The organism is Nonomuraea sp. NPDC050404, from assembly GCF_040655495.1.
Lineage (GTDB): Bacteria > Actinomycetota > Actinomycetes > Streptosporangiales > Streptosporangiaceae > Nonomuraea.
The window spans coordinates 491,901-507,253 of sequence record NZ_JBFAKB010000006.1 but is presented as its reverse complement, the minus strand read 5'-3'; the positions used below and the strand labels follow the sequence as shown (position 1 = coordinate 507,253).

Annotated in this window: 15 protein-coding genes; 11 read left to right on the top strand and 4 right to left on the bottom strand. The window is 70.8% G+C overall.

Going from position 1 to position 15,353, the window contains the following annotated elements:
• Nucleotides 1-396: 396 nt before the first annotated feature.
• From rsmD to mutM, 6 genes are all read left to right on the top strand, one after another.
• A complete protein-coding gene (gene rsmD, locus AB0I81_RS19640) occupies nucleotides 397-981 on the top strand; it encodes a 16S rRNA (guanine(966)-N(2))-methyltransferase RsmD (RefSeq protein WP_360658418.1) in 585 nt (194 codons plus the stop codon).
• A gap of 14 nt (nucleotides 982-995) precedes the next feature.
• Nucleotides 996-1,472, top strand: a complete 477-nt coding sequence (gene coaD / locus AB0I81_RS19635) for a pantetheine-phosphate adenylyltransferase (RefSeq protein WP_360658416.1) — start codon at nucleotides 996-998, stop codon at nucleotides 1,470-1,472.
• A gap of 72 nt (nucleotides 1,473-1,544) precedes the next feature.
• Nucleotides 1,545-2,096: a YceD family protein gene (locus AB0I81_RS19630; RefSeq protein ID WP_360658414.1), complete on the top strand. Its 552-nt coding sequence runs from the start codon at nucleotides 1,545-1,547 to the stop codon at nucleotides 2,094-2,096.
• Between the two features lies 1 nt (nucleotide 2,097).
• Nucleotides 2,098-2,277, top strand: coding sequence for a 50S ribosomal protein L32 (rpmF, locus tag AB0I81_RS19625; RefSeq protein WP_033409409.1), 180 nt, complete (start codon nucleotides 2,098-2,100; stop codon nucleotides 2,275-2,277).
• A gap of 287 nt (nucleotides 2,278-2,564) precedes the next feature.
• Entirely contained in the window at nucleotides 2,565-3,284 is a 720-nt protein-coding gene (gene rnc / locus AB0I81_RS19620) for a ribonuclease III (RefSeq protein WP_360658620.1), read from the top strand.
• A 118-nt stretch (nucleotides 3,285-3,402) separates the two neighbouring features.
• Nucleotides 3,403-4,248 (top strand): bifunctional DNA-formamidopyrimidine glycosylase/DNA-(apurinic or apyrimidinic site) lyase, encoded by an 846-nt coding sequence (gene mutM / locus AB0I81_RS19615; RefSeq protein WP_360658411.1) that lies wholly within the window; start codon nucleotides 3,403-3,405, stop codon nucleotides 4,246-4,248.
• Here the strand turns inward: mutM and AB0I81_RS19610 are convergent.
• On the bottom strand, nucleotides 4,212-5,573 hold the full coding sequence (locus AB0I81_RS19610) for an MFS transporter (RefSeq protein WP_360658409.1): 1,362 nt from the start codon (nucleotides 5,571-5,573) through the stop codon (nucleotides 4,212-4,214). The two genes, mutM and AB0I81_RS19610, sit on opposite strands and share 37 nt — an antisense overlap.
• Before the next feature lie 92 nt (nucleotides 5,574-5,665).
• On the opposite strand from AB0I81_RS19610, the gene AB0I81_RS19605 reads away from it, so the two are divergent.
• The 5 genes from AB0I81_RS19605 (at nucleotide 5,666) to ftsY (ending at nucleotide 12,477) form a co-directional block, all read left to right on the top strand.
• Nucleotides 5,666-6,595: a LysR family transcriptional regulator gene (locus AB0I81_RS19605; RefSeq protein WP_360658407.1), complete on the top strand. Its 930-nt coding sequence runs from the start codon at nucleotides 5,666-5,668 to the stop codon at nucleotides 6,593-6,595.
• A 9-nt stretch (nucleotides 6,596-6,604) separates the two neighbouring features.
• Nucleotides 6,605-6,892, top strand: coding sequence for an acylphosphatase (locus tag AB0I81_RS19600; protein WP_360658405.1), 288 nt, complete (start codon nucleotides 6,605-6,607; stop codon nucleotides 6,890-6,892).
• Between the two features lie 190 nt (nucleotides 6,893-7,082).
• Nucleotides 7,083-7,277: a hypothetical protein gene (locus tag AB0I81_RS19595; protein ID WP_043618321.1), complete on the top strand. Its 195-nt coding sequence runs from the start codon at nucleotides 7,083-7,085 to the stop codon at nucleotides 7,275-7,277.
• Between the two features lie 185 nt (nucleotides 7,278-7,462).
• Nucleotides 7,463-11,245 (top strand): AAA family ATPase, encoded by a 3,783-nt coding sequence (locus AB0I81_RS19590; RefSeq protein ID WP_360658403.1) that lies wholly within the window; start codon nucleotides 7,463-7,465, stop codon nucleotides 11,243-11,245.
• Between the two features lie 53 nt (nucleotides 11,246-11,298).
• Nucleotides 11,299-12,477: a signal recognition particle-docking protein FtsY gene (gene ftsY / locus AB0I81_RS19585; RefSeq protein WP_360658401.1), complete on the top strand. Its 1,179-nt coding sequence runs from the start codon at nucleotides 11,299-11,301 to the stop codon at nucleotides 12,475-12,477.
• A gap of 4 nt (nucleotides 12,478-12,481) precedes the next feature.
• Here the strand turns inward: ftsY and AB0I81_RS19580 are convergent, their stop codons facing one another.
• The 3 genes from AB0I81_RS19580 to AB0I81_RS19570 are packed head-to-tail and all read right to left on the bottom strand — an operon-like array spanning nucleotide 12,482 to nucleotide 15,344.
• A complete protein-coding gene (locus AB0I81_RS19580) occupies nucleotides 12,482-13,270 on the bottom strand; it encodes an ABC transporter ATP-binding protein (protein ID WP_360658399.1) in 789 nt (262 codons plus the stop codon).
• A complete protein-coding gene (locus tag AB0I81_RS19575) occupies nucleotides 13,267-14,310 on the bottom strand; it encodes an iron chelate uptake ABC transporter family permease subunit (protein ID WP_360658619.1) in 1,044 nt (347 codons plus the stop codon). Before AB0I81_RS19575 ends, AB0I81_RS19580 begins: the two co-directional genes overlap by 4 nt.
• Complete coding sequence (locus AB0I81_RS19570) at nucleotides 14,310-15,344, bottom strand: iron ABC transporter permease (RefSeq protein WP_360658397.1); 1,035 nt, start codon at nucleotides 15,342-15,344, stop codon at nucleotides 14,310-14,312. The genes AB0I81_RS19575 and AB0I81_RS19570 overlap by 1 nt, the downstream gene beginning before the upstream one ends.
• Between the last annotated feature and the right edge of the window lie 9 nt (nucleotides 15,345-15,353).

The following is a 15,353-nucleotide window of genomic DNA, read 5'->3' as shown; positions in this document are numbered from 1 at the left end:
GCACGGTGGCCAGGCGCGAACCACGGAGCCGGTCAAGCGGGCGCCGTTACGGTGGGGCGGCGGTGAGGCGGGGAAGCGTCACCCTGGAAGGTCGTCAGGGCGGGGCGGCGGGTGGCGCCGGGTTGGCTCCGCCGTAAAGGATGAAAAAGAACCCAGCCGCGGGGACGGCCTCCCCCCGAATGCCGTCCCCGGCTGGGCCCACCCTCGGGTCAGGTGCCGAGGGAACCGGCGTGCGGAAGGGCTCACGATCACGCCGGTCGGCCTCCACGTGGGTCACCTTGAAGGCCGCAGACATCACTATGCGCGGCCGGTGCGCCGATGTGAATCATCCTTGCGCAGATGAGGGCGACACTTGTCCACTCTTGACCTGCGTGAACATGCGGAACAATGGGTCACATGACGCGGATCATCGCAGGCGCAGTGGGTGGGCGGCAGCTGGCCGTGCCGCCGGGACGCGGGACGAGGCCGACCAGTGACAGGGCACGAGAAGGGATCTTCTTGACCCTCGACTCCCTCTACGGCCTGCGCGACGCCCGCGTCATGGACCTGTACTCCGGTTCGGGCGCGATCGGCCTGGAGGCCCTCTCGCGGGGCGCGGCCGAGGCCGTGCTGGTCGAGTCCGATCCCAAGGCGATCCGCACGATCAAGGCCAACGTCCGCTCGCTCGGCCTCGAAGGCGCCCGCGTGGTGGCCGACAAGGTGGAGCGGCTGCTCGGCAAGGGGCCGGGCGAGGAGTCAGGGAGCGGCGGCCCGTACGACATCGTGTTCGCCGATCCCCCCTACGCCGTGTCCGATGACGAGGTGCTCGTGGTGCTGGAGCTGCTGCGCGACAACGGATGGTTGGTAAATGAGGGATTGGTGGCGTTCGAGCGGGAAAGCAGGGGAAAGCCCCTGATGTGGCCTGAAGGTTACGTTGAGGAGAGGGTCCGTCGTTATGGCGAAGCGTCCGTTTGGTACGGTCGCGCCGCCGGGAACCCGTAGACCTGGGAGGCGACTTGCGCCGCGTAGTCTGCCCGGGGTCGTTCGACCCCATCACCAATGGACATCTCGACATCATCGGCCGCGCAGCGCGGCTGTACGACGAGGTGACCGTGGCCGTCCTCATCAACGTCGAGAAGAGCAGCCTGTTCACGGTGGACGAACGGATAGAGGTCCTGCAGACCGTGACCAAGGAGTATCCGAACGTCAAAGTCCGGAAATTCCATGGGCTGCTGGTCGACTTTTGCAAACAGAACGACATCCCCGCCATCGTCAAGGGCATCAGGGTGGTCAGCGACTTCGACTACGAGCTGCAGATGGCGCAGCTCAACTACCGCCTGTCGGGAGTCGAGACGTTGTTCATGCCCACGAACCCGGAATATTCGTTCCTCTCCTCCTCCCGGGTGAAGGAGATCGCCCGATATGGTGGGGACGTCTCGGGTCTGGTGCCCGATCTCGTGCACAAGCTGCTCATCGAGCGGCTCAGGGGCTGAGCGCGAGCTGCTATCCTTTCATTTCGGCCTTGTACGACGGCGATGTTTTTCGCCATGCCTAGCGAGAGCAGGATGACTCAGCACCTCGACCCCCGCTCCCCGTGGGTGATCTCCACTCATGACCTGGGAAAGCGGCCAGGGACGATGCGGCAGATGACCCTGACTGTCCCGGCACCGGCTGACCTCGCCGTCGACATGATCGGTGTCCCCAAAGACGCCGAAGTCGAGCTGGATCTCCGGCTCGAAGCAGTGATGGAAGGCGTGCTCGTCTCAGGCACGGCGCAGGCCCCGCTCGCCGGGGAGTGCGCGCGGTGCCTCGACCCGGTCACCTCGGAGATCGAGGTAGACCTGCAGGAGCTGTTCTTCTACTCCGACGAGGACGCCTCGGAGGAGGACTCGCTGCTCGACGGTGAGCTGTTCGATCTCGAGCCGACGTTCCGCGACGCGGTGGTGCTCGCACTGCCGTTGAGCCCCGTGTGCAGTGAAGACTGCCAGGGGCTCTGCACGGAGTGCGGGGTCAAGCTGGCCGAGGCCGGCGAGGATCACCGGCACGAGAAGATCGACGCCCGTTGGGCGTCGTTGCAAGGTCTGATTACCGACCAAGATAACGATCAGGAGAAGTGACGTGGCCGTCCCGAAGCGAAAGATGTCGCGGAGCAACACCCGCGCCCGTCGCTCCCAGTGGAAGACGACTGCTGTCGCCCTGGTGAGCTGCCCGCAGTGCCGTTCGCCCAAGCAGCCGCACATCGCGTGTCCCACCTGCGGCACCTACAACCGTCGTCAGGTCATCGAGCCGTCCGCCTGATCTCGCCGATGAGGAAGCCCGACCGTTGGACCGCCGCACCGCGACCGCCGCGGCGCTCCGCGTCCCGGGTTTCCCGTCAGCAGTTGACGTGATGCCGACCGGGTGCAATTGTGCCTCGGTCGGCGTTACCGTCTCAGATGCGTGCGGCGGCGGTTCGCCCGCGGTCGTGGTGGACGCCGGGGCTACGAGGTACCCCGACGCCCACCACGTTTTCGGGCATCATGCGCAGCCGACGCGCCATGTGAAGATGTCCGAGGAGGAAGCACGTGGGCGCAGGTCCTAAGCCGGTGGCCGTGGAGGTCGCCAGAGACGAGCTGGAGCGGGTCCTGTTGGTCGGCCTGGACCCCGACATTCTCGAGCGGGCGCTGACGCACCGCTCCTACGCGTACGAGAACGGCGGCCTGCCCACCAACGAGCGCCTGGAGTTCCTCGGCGACTCGGTGCTGGGCCTGGTGGTCACCGACACTCTCTACCGCAATCACCCCGACCTGCCGGAAGGCCAGCTCGCGAAGCTCCGTGCCGCGGTGGTCAACATGCGCGCGCTGGCCGATGTGGCCCGCGGCCTTGGCCTGGGCCGGTTCCTGCGGCTCGGCAGGGGCGAGGAGGGCACCGGCGGGCGCGACAAGTCCTCGATCCTGGCCGACACCCTTGAGGCGCTGATCGGCGCGATCTACGTGGACAAGGGCCTCGACGAGGCGTTCAGGGTCGTACACCTGCTGTTCGACCCGCTGATTGTGCGCTCGGCCTCGCTCGGCGCCGGGCTCGACTGGAAGACCTCGCTGCAGGAGCTGACCGCCTCCGAGGCGCTCGGCGTGCCCGAGTACCACGTCGAGGAGAGCGGCCCCGACCACGCCAAGTCGTTCACGGCCTCGGTGCGCGTCGGCGGCGAGTCCTACGGCTCGGGCACCGGGCGCAGCAAGAAGGAGGCCGAGCAGCAGGCGGCCGAGGCGGCGTGGACCCGCATCAGGGCCCGCCGCGACCAGCGCGAAAGCCAGCCGACGGGCTGAGCCCGCCACTTCCTGACGTTCCCGGCGGCCCTTCCAGGAGAGGCCGGGGGAAGGGCTGCGCGGCCCCGGATGTTGTCCAAAGGGTGAGACTTACCTTCCTCAGAGAGCGAGGTCCGAGGTGCCTGAGCTGCCGGAGGTCGAGGTCGTCAGGCGCGGCCTCGCGCAATGGGTGACGGGTCGCGAGATCGCCTCGGCGGAGGTGCTGCACCCCCGCGCCATCAGGCGCCACCTCCCCGGCGCCGACGAGTTCACCGCACGTCTCAAGGGCCGCGCGGTACTGTCCGCGGAGCGCCGCGGCAAGTACCTGTGGCTCCCGCTTTCGGGCGCGGAAGAGGCGCTCATGGCCCACCTGGGGATGAGCGGCCAGCTGCTGGTCGTGGACGGGGACTCGCCGCTGGAGAAACATCTGCGGGTACGCCTGCGCTTCGAGGACGGCGGCCCCGACCTGCGCTTCGTCGACCAGCGCACGTTCGGTCACGTCATGCTGAGCCCGCTGGCGGGCGACGTGCCCGCGCCGATCGCGCACATCGCCCCCGACCCGTTCGAGGCGGCGTTCGACGAGGCCGAGTTCACCCGCAGGCTCAGGACCAAGCGCACCGAGATCAAGCGGGCGCTGCTCGACCAGTCGCTGATCAGCGGCGTCGGCAACATCTACGCCGACGAGGCCCTGTGGATCGCCAAGTTGCACGGGTCCCGCCCCACGCAGACGCTCACCAGGCCCAAGGTGGCCGAACTGCTCGCCGCCGTGCGCCTGGTCATGAGCGCCGCCCTGGAGCAGGGCGGCACGTCGTTCGACAGCCTGTACGTCAACGTCAACGGCGAGAGCGGCTACTTCGAGCGTTCGCTGGAGGTGTACGGCCGCCGCGACCTGCCCTGTTCCCGCTGCGGCAGCGCCATCACGCGCGAGGTGTTCATGAACCGCTCGTCCTACTCCTGCCCGCGGTGCCAGCGACGGCCCCGCTGAGCACTCCTGCCCGCGATGCCGGCGACGACTCCGCTGAGCACCGCGAGCCCGGCACCCACCCACATCACCGCGGAGACCGACACGCCGTCGGCGATCCGGCCGCCGGCGAACGAGCCGAGCGCGATGGAGACGTTGAACGCGCCGACGAAGAGCGCCGTGCCCATCTCGCCGCCGCCCGAGCGCATGATCCACAACTGCAGGGTCACGCCGACGCCGCCGTAGCCGAGGCCCCAGACCAGGAGCGCGACCAGCGGCGGCAGGCCGATCAGCACCAGGCCCGCCATGGCCGCCGCCATGAGCGTGACCAGCACGATCAGCGTGGCACTCGGGTTCCTGGCCGCCCTGGCGCCGGCGGCGAAGTTGCCCGCCACGCCCGCGGCGCCGTACAGCAGGAGTGCCGTGCTGACCAGGGCGGGGCCGGCGTGCGTGATCTGCTCCATGAACGGGCGGACGTAGGTGTAGGCCGCGAAGTGGCCTGAGATGGTCAGGACGGTCAGCACCAGGACGGCCTTGAGAGGCCCTGAGAGCCACGAGGAGCCCTTTTCCGGCATAGGTGACGGCAAGGGTACGGTCGGTGGCTTCTGAGGCGACGCAGGCTCGATCGGAGGCTCCAGACCCGACGCAGGCTCGATCGGAGGCTTCAGGTCCAACGCGGGTCCGGCCGGCGGCTTCAGGCCCGACGCGGGCTCGGCCGGCGGCTCCAGGTCCGACGCGGGCTCGGGCTGTGGCTTCAGGGGCGGCAGGGTGGTGGCCAGGAGCACCAGCAGGGCCAGGGCGAGGACCCCGGCGGCCGCGAACGCGCTGCGCCACCCCGCGAACGACGAGACGAACGTCGCCGCGGGCACCCCCAGCACCGACGCCACCGACACCCCGCCCAAGATGATCGACGTGGCCCGCCCCACGGACCGCTCGGGCACCAGGCGCGTCCCGAGCCCGGCCGCGAAGGCCCAGAAGCCGCCGATGCTCACCCCGGTCAGCACCCGGGCGGCCAGCATGACGGGATGGTTCGGCGCCAGCGCGGCGGCCAGGTTGGCCACCGCCAGCAGCGCCATCAGGCTCAGCAGGATGACCCGCCGGTCGAGCCGCCGCGCGGTGACGGCCAGCAGGGGCGCGGAGACGGCGGCCACCAGCCCGGGGGCGGACATGGCCAGCCCGGCCGTGCCCGCCGACACGCCGAGCTCCCCGGCCATCGAGGTCAGCAGCCCGACGGGCAACATCTCACTGGTCACCACGGTGAAGGTGCCCACCGCGACCGAGGTCACGGCGAGCCAGCGCGCCCGTAGGTCACTGGAGACATAAGGTCCGGAAACATCACTCACTGTCATGGCGCCCAGCCTCCTGCCGGCCGCCTGCGGGAACAATGACGAAGATCGAAGGCTTGGTTTAGGTGGATTAAACGACCCAGCCGGAGGCGTGCATGGAGTTCAGGGAGCTGGAGTGCTTCATCGTGCTCAGCGAGGAGTTGCACTTCGCGCGTACGGCAGAGCGCCTCTACCTCTCGCCGGGACGGGTGAGCCAGCTCATGCGTTCCCTGGAGACCAGGATCGGCGGCCGGCTGTTCGACCGGACGAGCAGGCGCGTACGGCTCACGCCGCTGGGCGAGCACTTCCTGGCCGGCCTGCGACCCGCCTACGACGGCCTGACCGACGCCGTGATCAGCGCCAAGGCGGCGGCGCGCGAGGTCACGGGGGTGATCAGGGTCGGGTTCCTGGCCACGCCGACAGAGGTCGTCACGGGCAGCGTACGGGCCTTCGAGCGCCGCAACCCCGGCTGCGTGGTCGAACTGGTGGAGATCCCCCTCTCCGACCCTTACAGCAAGCTGCGCTCGGGGCGGGTGGACATCGCCTTCACGCTGCTCCCGGCGCAGGAGCCGGACCTGGCCACCGGCGCGGGCCTGAACCATGTCTCCCATCTGCTCGGCCTCTCCGTACGGCACCCGATGGCGGGACGGCCGGGCATCGGCGTGGAGGAACTGGTCTCGGTTCCGCTGATCGGGCTGGAGGGGCCGGCGCCGCTGTCGTGGCACGAGCGGATAGCACCCTCCGTGACGCCTTCCGGACGTCCGATTCCCCTGGCCGGTAGGGTGGCCACCACGCAGGAGGGGCTGACCCAGGTGGCGCTCGACCGGGGCGGAATGTTGTTCTGCGCACCCACGGCGCTCCAGCTCGTACGGCCCGACGTCGCCTTCGTGCCCGTCACCGGGCTGCCCGCCTCGATCCTGGGTCTGGCCTGGGTGCGGACCAGGGAGACGGCCGCCATCAGGGCGTTCGACGAGGCGGCGGTCCAGCAGTCCGTGGCGATGGAGGCGGCAATGGAGGCAGCAGCGGTGGAGACGCTGGTGGCATGAGGAGATGAGATGCCGGACGGCAGCGAGAACATCCGGTTGACGGCCTGGGTGCGTGGCCGGGTGCAGGGCGTGGGCTTCCGCTGGTGGACCCGGGCGCGAGCGCTGGAACTCGGTCTCGTAGGCTGGGCACGCAACACGGAAGACGCCCGCGTCGAGGTGGTGGCGGAGGGGCCGCGCGAGTCATGCGAGAAGTTGCTGGCGCTGCTCAGAGGTTGCGACACGCCGGGCAGAGTGGTTGGAGTAGTGGAACGGTGGAGTGAACCCCGAGGTAGTTTGCTCGGGTTCGTGGAGAGGTAGCCCGTTTCGTCAAACCGCCCAAATAGGGTATAGTTGTATGTCGGGAGTGCCCATCAGTAGGGCGCAGCGGTTCGTTCGACTTGACCGCCCACACTGCCGGTGCGACTCTTGTTAGGTACCACGCGCACCCCTCCCGCGGAATAGAAGTGCGCGAACCAGTCTGGTCACTCAGCGTGGAGGACCCTTTACCATGGCGAAGGCTCTACTCGGCCACGTCGGCGGTCCTGACCCTCGAATGGTCTCGGAAATGCGCCGCCTGCAGCAGCGTATCCGGGATCTTGAGGCAGAACTCATCCGACTTCAGGCCACGAATGACGCTCTTGCAGCGCAAACCCGCGACGAGGCGCTAAGCCGCGTGCAGGAGCGCGAGCCGGCACTCACCTGAGAGTGATCGGAGCGCAAGATTCCAGGGACGTCTCGAAGAGGCGTCCCTTGTTATTTCCCCGGTAGTTATATGCCCTGAGACAAACAAAGCCCTGGTCAAACGCGGCCCGGAATGTGAATGCCCGTGTGGGGCACCAAGGACCAGTAGGCTTTTCCGAAGTCCGTTCAGGGAGAAGGGGGCCGCGCTTGTATCTGAAGACCCTCACCCTGCGCGGCTTCAAGTCCTTCGCCTCCGCGACGGCACTGCGCTTCGAACCGGGCATTACCTGCGTGGTCGGTCCCAACGGCTCCGGCAAGTCCAACGTCGTCGACGCCCTGGCCTGGGTCATGGGCGAGCACAGCGCCAAGTCGCTGCGCGGCGGCAAGATGGAGGACGTCATCTTCGCCGGCACCTCCTCCCGGCCGCCGCTCGGCCGCGCCGAGGTGACGCTGACCATCGACAACACCGATGGCGCGCTGCCGATCGACTACACCGAGGTCACGATCAGCCGGCTGATGTTCAGGTCGGGGCAGAGCGAGTACGCGATCAACGGCGACACCTGCCGCCTGCTCGACATCCAGGAGTTGTTGTCCGACTCGGGCATCGGCCGCGAGATGCACGTGATCGTCGGCCAGGGCCAGCTCGACGCCGTGCTGCACGCGGGGCCCGAGGACCGGCGGGCGTTCATCGAAGAGGCCGCGGGCGTGCTCAAGCACCGCAAGCGCAAAGAGAAGGCGCTGCGCAAGCTCGACGCGATGCAGGCCAACCTCACCCGCGTCCAGGACCTCGCCACCGAGCTGCGCCGCCAGCTCAAACCGCTGGGCCGCCAGGCGGAGATCGCCCGCAGGGCCGCCGTCATCCAGGCCGACCTGCGTGATGCCAGGCTCCGGCTGCTGGCCGACGACGTGTGCATCCTGCGCGTCACGCTGGAGCGCGACGCCGCCGACGAGGCCGCGATCACGGCCAGGCGGCAGCAGGTGGAGAGCGAACTTTCCGATGGCCAGCAGCGCGAGAGCGCCCTGGAGGCCGCCGAGGCCGAGACGCAGCCCCGGCTGGCGGCGGCGCAGGAGACGTACTTCAGGCTCTCCTCCCTGCGCGAGCGCATCACCGGCCTGGAGCAACTCGCCGCAGAACGCCACCGGCACGCGCTCGACGCCGCCGCCATCGAACGCCGCGGCCGCGACCCCGAGGACCTCGAACGCGAGGCGGCCGAGGTGCGCGAGCGGGAGCTGATTCTCAAGGCCGAGCTCGAACAGGCGCAGGAGTTGCTGGAGGAGGCCGTCGAGCGGCGCTCCGAGGCCGAGGCCGGGCTGAGCGCGGAGGAGCAGCGGCTCGCGATGGCCGCCAGGGCCGCCGCCGACCGGCGCGAAGGGCTGGCCAAGCTGCGCGGCCAGGTGGATTCCGTACGCAGCAGGGCACGCGCCGCCGAGGAGGAGATCGGGCGGCTCAAGCACGCCGTCGATGACGCGGGCGAGCGCGAGCGGCAGGCCAGGGAGGACCTGGAGACCCAGCGCCTGGAGGAGCCCGCCGTCGATCCGGCGCTCGTCGAGGAGCTCGCGACCGCGCAGGCCGTGGTCGAGGAGGCCAGGGCGGTCGCCGACGAGACGCGGGCCGCCGCGGAGGAGGCCAAGTCCGCCCTCGACGCGCCGCGCGCCGCGCTGCAGGCCGCCAAGTCGGGCGTGAGCACCGCCCGCACCGCCGACCAGGAGGCACAGCGCTCGGTGGCCGCCCTGGCCGCCCGCCGCGACGCCCTGGAACTGGGCCTGGCCAAGGGCGACGGCGGCACTGCCCTCCTGGAGGCCGACCTGGGCGGGGTCCTGGGCCCGCTGGCCGCCTCGATGCAGGTCACGCCGGGGGCCGAACTGGCGGTCGCGGCCGTGCTCGGTCCCGTGGCCGAGGCCATCACGGTGAAGACCCTGGACACGGCGGTGGAGGCCCTGGAGCTTCTGCGCACCCGCGGCGCGGGCCAGGCCACCCTCCTGGTGGCCCTCCCAGCCGGCACCGACCCCGAACGCCCCGGCGACGCGGCCCCGGGTGGCGGCGCGAGCTCCGATGCGGGCTCCACGCTCCCTGAGCGCCGCGACGGCGAGGAGGTGTACGGCGGGGCCCGGCGCCCCCGTGCGGCGGCTCCCGGCGGTGGCCGGTGGGTGGCCGACCTGGTGACGGTGCCCGACCACCTGCGCCCCGCCCTGGACCACGTGCTGGCAGGTGTCGTCCTCGCCGAAGACCTGGAGGCCGCCCGCGCGATCGTCGAGCGCCACCCCGAGCTGAAGGCGGTGAGCAGGGCAGGAGACCTGGTCACCGCCCACCTGGCCGCCGGAGGGTCTGAGGGCGGTACGTCCGTGCTCCAGGTCAGGGCGGCGCTGGACGAGGCCGTCAGGGACCTGGAGGAGGCCGAGGCCAGGGCCGAGCAGAGCACAGAGGCCCTGGACGAGGCGATCGAGGCGGAACAGCAGGCCCAGAGCGCCCTTGAGGCCGCCCAGGCCCACGTCAGCGAGGCCCAGACCGCCGTCACCACCGCCCAGGCGGGCGTGAGCGCCGCCCAGGGCGCGCTCGACCAGGTCAGGGGCCGCCAGCGGGAGGCCGACCAGCGCAACGCGGCCGCCGCCAAGCGGCTGGCCCAGCTGGAGGCCGCCGCCGACGCGGCCCGCGACGAGGCCGAGCGCCTGGCGGGCAGGGTGGCCAGGGCGGAGGAGGCCCGTACGGAAGGGCTGGAGGAGCTGGCCGAGCTGGAGATCCGGCTGGCCGAGGCCGAGTACGCCCAGGAGCTGGAGTCCGAGCCCACCACCGACCAGCGCGACGAGCTGGCGAGCGCCTGCGAGAGCGCCAGGCAGCGCGAGATGGAGACCAGGCTGCAGGTGCGCACCGCCGAGGAGCGCGCCAAGGGCATCGAGGGCCGCGCCGACGGCCTGCTGCGGGCCGCCAGGCGCGAGCGCGATGAGCGCGCACAGGCGGCGGCGCAGCGCGCCAGGCGCAGGCGGCAGGCGGCCGTGGCCGAGGCGGTCAGCAAGGGCGCCAAGCAGGTGCTCACGGCGCTGGCGGAGTCCATCCGGCTCGCCTCCAGGGAGCGGGACGAGGCGGACCTGGCCAGGGTGGCGGTGGACGCCGAGCTCAAGCAGGTCCGCGTGCGGGTGCGCGAACTCGGCCACGAGCTGGACAAGCTGGTCAACCGGGTGCACGGCAACGAGGTGGCCCGCACCGAGCAGCGGCTGCGGCTGGAGCAGATGGAGCAGCGGGCGCTGGAGGAGTTCGGCGTCGAGTCCGAGGCGCTGATCAGCGAGTACGGCCCCGAGGCCCAGGTGCCGGGCGAGCCGCCGGTCCCGTACGTACGCGAGGAGCAGGAGAAGCGCGCCAAGGCGGCCGAGCGCCAGATGAACCAGCTCGGCAAGGTCAACCCGCTGGCGCTGGAGGAGTTCGCGGCCCTGGAGGAGCGGCACACCTTCCTCAACTCCCAGCTCGAAGACCTCAAGAAGACCAGGCGCGATCTGATGACCGTGGTCAAGGAGGTCGATGACCGGGTTGAGCAGATGTTCGCCTCGGCGTACGAGGACGTGGCCAGGGAGTTCGAGCAGATCTTCGGCCGGGTCTTCCCCGGCGGCGACGGGCGGCTGGTGCTCACCGAGCCGTCCGACATGCTGACCACCGGGATCGAGGTCGAGGCCAGGCCGCCGGGCAAGAAGGTCAAGCGGCTGTCGCTGCTGTCGGGCGGGGAGCGGTCGCTGACGGCGGTGGCGTTCCTGATCTCGATCTTCAAGGCGCGGCCGTCGCCGTTCTACGTGATGGACGAGGTCGAGGCGGCGCTCGACGACACCAACACGCAGCGGCTGCTGATGTTGTTCGAGGAACTTCGACAGAGCTCACAGCTCATCGTCATCACCCACAACAAGCGCACGATGGAGATAGCCGACGCCCTCTACGGCGTTTCGATGCGCGGCGACGGCGTGACGCAGGTGGTCAGCCAGCGGCTGCGGGAGCGAGAGTCCGCCTGATCGGTGTGGTCTTGGGCGTGACCATGGTGGTCGATCTGGAAAACTGACATCTTGTGGATGGTTACCTCGGCGTCATCGTGATCGTGGCCGTCGTCGCCCTGCTGGCGGCCGGCGGTCTCTTCCTGCTGTTCAGGCCGGGGCGCAAGGCGCCTCCTGTCGAGCCGCCGCAGGCCCAAGTGCTTCCCGAGGAGAAGGAGAAGCCGCCGGCGGGCGCCGGTGAGGAGGCCGAGGGCGGCACCACCACGCTTCCGCCGCCGGCGGCCAAGCCCGCCGAGCCGATGGTCGTCGAGCCCGAGGTCGAGGTTCCGCCGCCGTCCGCGGGCCGGATGGTGCGGCTGCGCTCGCGGCTGGCCCGCTCGCAGAGCGCGTTCGGGCGCGGGCTGCTCGAACTGCTGTCGCGCGACCGCCTCGACGACGAGGTGTGGGACGAGATCGAGGAGAGCCTGATCACGGCCGACGTGGGCGTCGCGCCGACCCAGGCGATGGTCGAGGAGTTGCGCACCAAGGTCAAGGTGCTGGGCAGCCGCACCCAGGAGGAGGTGCGCGGCCTGCTCAGGGAGCAGCTCCTGGCCCAGGTCAACCCCGACCTCGACCGTACGCTGCACGTCCAGAAGCACGGTGAGCGGCCCGCGGTGCTGCTCGTCGTGGGCGTCAACGGCACCGGCAAGACCACCACCACGGGCAAGCTCGCCCGCTCCCTGATCGGCGACGGCAAGAAGGTGGTGCTCGGCGCGGCCGACACCTTCCGCGCCGCCGCCGCCGACCAGCTCCAGACCTGGGGCGATCGGGTGGGCGCCGACACGGTACGCGGCCCCGAGGGCGGCGACCCGGCCTCCGTGGCCTTCGACGCGGTGGCCAAGGGCATGGCGGAGAAGGTCGACACCGTCATCGTCGACACGGCGGGCCGCCTGCACACCAAGACCGGCCTCATGGACGAGCTGGGCAAGGTCAAGCGGGTCATCGAGAAGAAGGCCACGGTCGATGAGGTGCTGCTGGTCCTCGACGCCACGACGGGTCAGAACGGCATGCGCCAGGCCCAGGTGTTCGCCGAGGTGGTCAACATCACCGGCATCGCGCTGACCAAGCTCGACGGCACCGCGAAGGGCGGCATCGTCATCTCCGTGCAGCGGGAACTGGGCGTTCCGGTCAAGCTGGTGGGGCTCGGTGAGGGGCCCGACGATCTGGCGCCGTTCGACCCCGAGGTGTTCGTGGACGCGATCCTGGGCGAATAAGAGCTCAGCGGCGGATGAGCGGGCCGATCGGGACGACCAGCGGCGTTCCGGCCACCGGGTCGGCGATGACCCTGGCGTCCAGCTCGAACACCTCGCGCAGCAGCTCCTCGGTCAGCACCTCCTGCGGGGCGCCCGAGGCGATCACCCGCCCCGAGCGCATGGCCACCAGCCGGTCGGCGTAGCGGGCGGCCAGGTTGAGGTCGTGCAGGACCATGACGACCGTGCGGCCGGCCTCCTGGTGCAGGTGCCGTACGAGCTCCAGCACCTCCACCTGATGGGCCAGGTCCAGGAACGTGGTCGGCTCGTCGAGCAGCAGCAGGTCGGTGCCCTGGGCCAGCGCCATGGAGATCCACGCCCGCTGCCGCTGCCCGCCGGACAACTCGTCGAGCGGCCGTTCCGCCAGGTCGGCCAGGCCCGTCAGGTCGAGGGCCGCCGCGACCGCGCCCTCGTCGTCGGAGGACCACTGCCGGTACCACGTCTGGTGCGGATGCCGTCCCCTGGCCACCAGGTCGGCCACCGTCAGGCCCTCGGGGGCGCTGGGCGACTGGGGCAGCACGCCGAGGATCTTGGCCACCTCGCGGGTGGGGATCTTGTCGATGCGCTTGCCGTCCAGCAGCACCTCGCCGCCCTGCGGTCTGAGCAGCCGGCCGAGCGCGCGCAGCAGCGTGGACTTGCCGCAGCCGTTCGGGCCGATGATGGTGGTCACGGTGCCCGCCTCGATGCCGAGGTCGAGCCCGTCCACGACGACGCGCTCGCCGTACCCGAGCTTGACTCCGGCGGCCTGCAGTCTCACTTTCGCGACCTCCAGATCAGGTGGATCAGGTACGGGGCGCCCAGCACGGCCGTGACGATGCCGACGGGCAGTTCGATGGGGGAGAACGCGGTCCTGGCGATCAGGTCGCTCGCCGTGGTGAGCACGCCGCCGATGACCGCCGAGCACAGCAGCGGAGGCCGGCCCGAGCGGTCGAGCCGGAGCGCGATCTGCGGCGAGACCAGGGCCACGAACGCGATCGGGCCGGCCGAGGCGGTGGCCACGGCGGCGAGCAGCACGGCGGCCAGGATCAGCAGCGCGCGGGCGGTGTTCATGCGCACGCCGAGCGCGGTGACCGTGTCGTCGCCGAAGCGCAGGGCGTCGAGCGAGCGGGTGCCGAGCAGGGTCAGCGGCACCAGTACGGCCAGGGCCAGCGCCGTGGGCGTCACGTGCTCCCAGCCCCTGGCGTTGAGCGAGCCGCTGATCCAGACCATGGCGCGGCTGGTGTCGTTGACGTCGCCGATGGTCAGCAGCCAGAACTTGACGTTGGTGAACACGGCGGCCACGCCGATGCCGACCAGCACCAGGCGGTAGCCGTCCAGGCCGCGCCGCCAGGCCAGGCCGTACACGACGGCCGCGCCGATCAGGCCGCCGAGCAGGGCCAGGGCGGGGATGCCGAGGGTGGACAGCAGGCCGCTGGCGCCGCCGTACACGCTGCCGCCGGCCACGACGCCGGCGACCACGGTGACGGAGGCGCCGGTGGTGACGCCGAGGATCTCGGGGCTGGCCAGCGGGTTGCGGGCGATCGACTGGATGATCGCGCCGGACAGCGCGAGTGCGGCGCCGACCAGGGCGCCGGTGAGGGCGCGGGGCAGGCGCAGCTCCATGATGACGAAGTGCGCGGGGCTGCTCGCGTCGAAGGTGCCCGCGATCACCTCGGCCAGCGTCATCTCGATGTCGCCGATGCGCATGTTCAGGGCCATGAGCAGGGTGAGCAGCACGAGTCCCGCCACGGTGACGGCGACGCCGCGCGGCCGTACCCGCCAGGACAGGGCGCCCACGCGCAGGGACAGGGTGGTCATCACAGGCGCACGGGCTTTCTGCGGCGGACGAGGGCGACGAAGAACGGCGCGCCGAGCAGCGCGATCACGACGCCCACCTCCAGCTCACCCGGCGGGGCGACCAGGCGGCCGATGACGTCGGCGGTCAGCAGCAGCGCCGCGCCGATCAGCCCCGAGTACGGCACCAGCCACCGGTGGTCGGTGCCCGACAGTGGGCGGGCCAGGTGCGGCACGATGAGCCCGACGAACGCCAGCGACCCGCAGGCGGCGACCGACGCGCCGGACAGCAGCGTGACGGCGGTGACGCCGACGGCCCTGGTCATGGGGATGTTCTGGCCGAGGCTCCTGGCCACGTCCTCGCCGAGGGAGAGCGCGTTCAGCCCCGGGGCGTTCACCAGCGCGAGCACGAGCCCGGCGACGATGAACGGCAGCACCTGCCACACCACGTCCGCGCCCCTGGCCGCGATCGAGCCGGCCTGCCAGAACCTGAAGACGTCCATCGCCTGCTCGTCCAGCAGGACGATGGCCGAGGTGAGCGCGTACAGCAGGGCGCTGACGGCGGTTCCCGCCAGGGCGAGGGTGACCGGGGTTGGGCCGCCTCTGCCGCCGGCCATGCCGAGCGCGAACACCGCCACGCTGGCGACCAGCGCGCCCGCCAGGCCGTACCAGATGTAGACGAGCAGGCTGGAGGCGCCGAGCAGGATGATCGAGGCCACCATCGCGAAGGCGGCGCCCTGCGTGACGCCGAGCAGGCCGGGGTCGGCGAGCGGGTTGCGGGTGTGGCCCTGCATGAGCGCGCCGGCCACGCCGAGCGCGATTCCGGCCAGGATGCCCAGGGCGGTCCTGGGGACGCGCAGTGAGCGGATGATGATGTCGTTCTCGGTGCCGGTGGGGGCCGTCAGCGCGTGCCAGGCGTCGGCGATCGGCACGGATTTTGAGCCGATCGTGATGCTCAGGATCACGGCGAGCGCCACGCAGGCGAGCAGCGCGAGCAGCACGGTGAGGCGGCGGGCGCGGAGACGGGTGAGGCGGGGGGCGACGGCGGTTGCGCTCACCCATGTCCT

Bases quoted from the DNA above. Each gene is read 5' to 3' on its own strand.
- rsmD (WP_360658418.1), top strand. From the start codon at position 397: ATGACGCGGATCATCGCAGGCGCAGTGGGTGGGCGGCAGCTGGCCGTG.
- AB0I81_RS19630 (WP_360658414.1), top strand. From the start codon at position 1,545: ATGACTCAGCACCTCGACCCCCGCTCCCCGTGGGTGATCTCCACTCAT.
- AB0I81_RS19595 (WP_043618321.1), top strand. From the start codon at position 7,083: ATGGCGAAGGCTCTACTCGGCCACGTCGGCGGTCCTGACCCTCGAATG.
- AB0I81_RS19600 (WP_360658405.1), top strand. From the start codon at position 6,605: ATGCCGGACGGCAGCGAGAACATCCGGTTGACGGCCTGGGTGCGTGGC.
- AB0I81_RS19605 (WP_360658407.1), top strand. From the start codon at position 5,666: ATGGAGTTCAGGGAGCTGGAGTGCTTCATCGTGCTCAGCGAGGAGTTG.
- AB0I81_RS19610 (WP_360658409.1), bottom strand. From the start codon at position 5,573: ATGACAGTGAGTGATGTTTCCGGACCTTATGTCTCCAGTGACCTACGG.
- AB0I81_RS19575 (WP_360658619.1), bottom strand. From the start codon at position 14,310: ATGACCACCCTGTCCCTGCGCGTGGGCGCCCTGTCCTGGCGGGTACGG.